At 33.7% G+C, this 1506-nt stretch carries 1 tRNA gene and 1 pseudogene; one reads left to right on the forward strand and one right to left on the reverse strand.

Annotation, left to right across the window (positions count from 1 at the left end):
• Positions 1–984 (forward strand): annotated as a pseudogene (locus AMET1_RS07835) (hypothetical protein); the annotation flags it as partial.
• Between the two features lie 343 nt (positions 985–1327).
• Here the strand turns inward: AMET1_RS07835 and AMET1_RS00010 are convergent.
• Positions 1328–1402 (reverse strand) — tRNA-Glu (locus AMET1_RS00010).
• Between the last annotated feature and the right edge of the window lie 104 nt (positions 1403–1506).

Genomic DNA, 1506 nt, shown 5'->3' on the forward strand with positions numbered 1-1506 from the left:
ATACAACTAGAACCAGAACAAGAAGAAATATATGTAGTATGGAACAACGGAGAACAATCAACAACACTAAAAACAATAGAAACACCAGAAAAAACCCAAGAAGTATCAACCTATGAAGTCACATTCGTACTGACAGATGAAGACACCGGTGAAGAGCTAAAAGGAGTAGACATAGAAATACTTGGTTATGGTGACCTAAAAACCGATTCAGATGGAGAAGCCACCATATTTGTTGAAGAAAGTGATAATCTTGATTACTCGGTCGATTTAAACGACTATAAAAAAATTGATGAAACAATAGAAGATGTAACTGAAGAAATAGAAATTACAATAAAACTTGACCAAGAACAGAACTTTGAATATCTAGATAATTTGGAGACAGATAAAGGTGGTGTGTTTTATCAAAATGCTGACGGTGAAAGGTTCGTCATATCTGAGGGCGAGTCTTTTAGTGATGTTTTCGACAACTTAGATGAAATTGAGGAGAGTGACGATGGTCTTATTGCATGGGTTGTTGATGATGTAGATGCAATAGCAAAGTCAGATGATGGTGTTGAAACAATACTTGGATTCAGCGATGATGACGAAATAGAAGATACTGGGTTCTTTTCTCGTGCTGCAACAGGATCTGGAACACCACAACCATGGCAGGGAGATTACACACTCGATAAAATTGAAGAAACCGAAGAAGGCATCTTAACAGAGTGGTCAGAAGCTGAGTCAGAAGTGACAAGTGAAAATTTTGACTTGTTGGATGCAGATGGTGAAATTCTGCATGAGGGTGATACATTTGAGAAGTTGACAATAATAGATGCTGACTTTAATTCTGTTGAAAGGACTGGTTTTGGTGGTGAGATCACGGCAGGGGAAGATGTAACCATCACACCTGATGAAAAGCAAACAATAGAGAATATTAAAGACATTGGTGATTATAACGTAGAGATTTACACAGATGGTGGAGAAATAATAATTTCCTTGGAGTGATGGGATTAACTTTCGTATATTTTATTATTTATTTTTTGTTTAATGAATCAAACTCTATTTGTTAGACTAATTTTAGAAAGATTTGTTGAACTGTTTGAGAAAACTAATAATAGTTTAAAGCCACAAAGAAATCTCAAAACATAATTTAAGGTAAAATAGATAAATAGTAATTTATCAAGATAATACGCGGGTTTTTTTGTAAAAAATTTGATTCAAATTAAACGATAGTTTTTATTTAAAGAATATAAGCTTAATTGATTTACGATTGTTTTTAGATATAAATGTTTTTTAGATTGTAAAGGTATGTTATGTTAGTGTTTAGAGAATTGAAATGTATTTTGAGTGCTCCGACGGGGATTTGAACCCCGGTCCCTGGCTCGAGAGGCCAGGATGATTGGCCTGGCTACACCATCGGAGCTTTTATTTTATAGGTTTTGTTTTTTATTGTTGATAGTTTTTTCTTTTTTTAGTTTTGTGTTGTTTTTTTGTTGGTTTATGTGTTTTTTAATGGTTTTTCGTTAT

The organism is Methanonatronarchaeum thermophilum (assembly GCF_002153915.1).
GTDB lineage: Archaea > Halobacteriota > Methanonatronarchaeia > Methanonatronarchaeales > Methanonatronarchaeaceae > Methanonatronarchaeum > Methanonatronarchaeum thermophilum.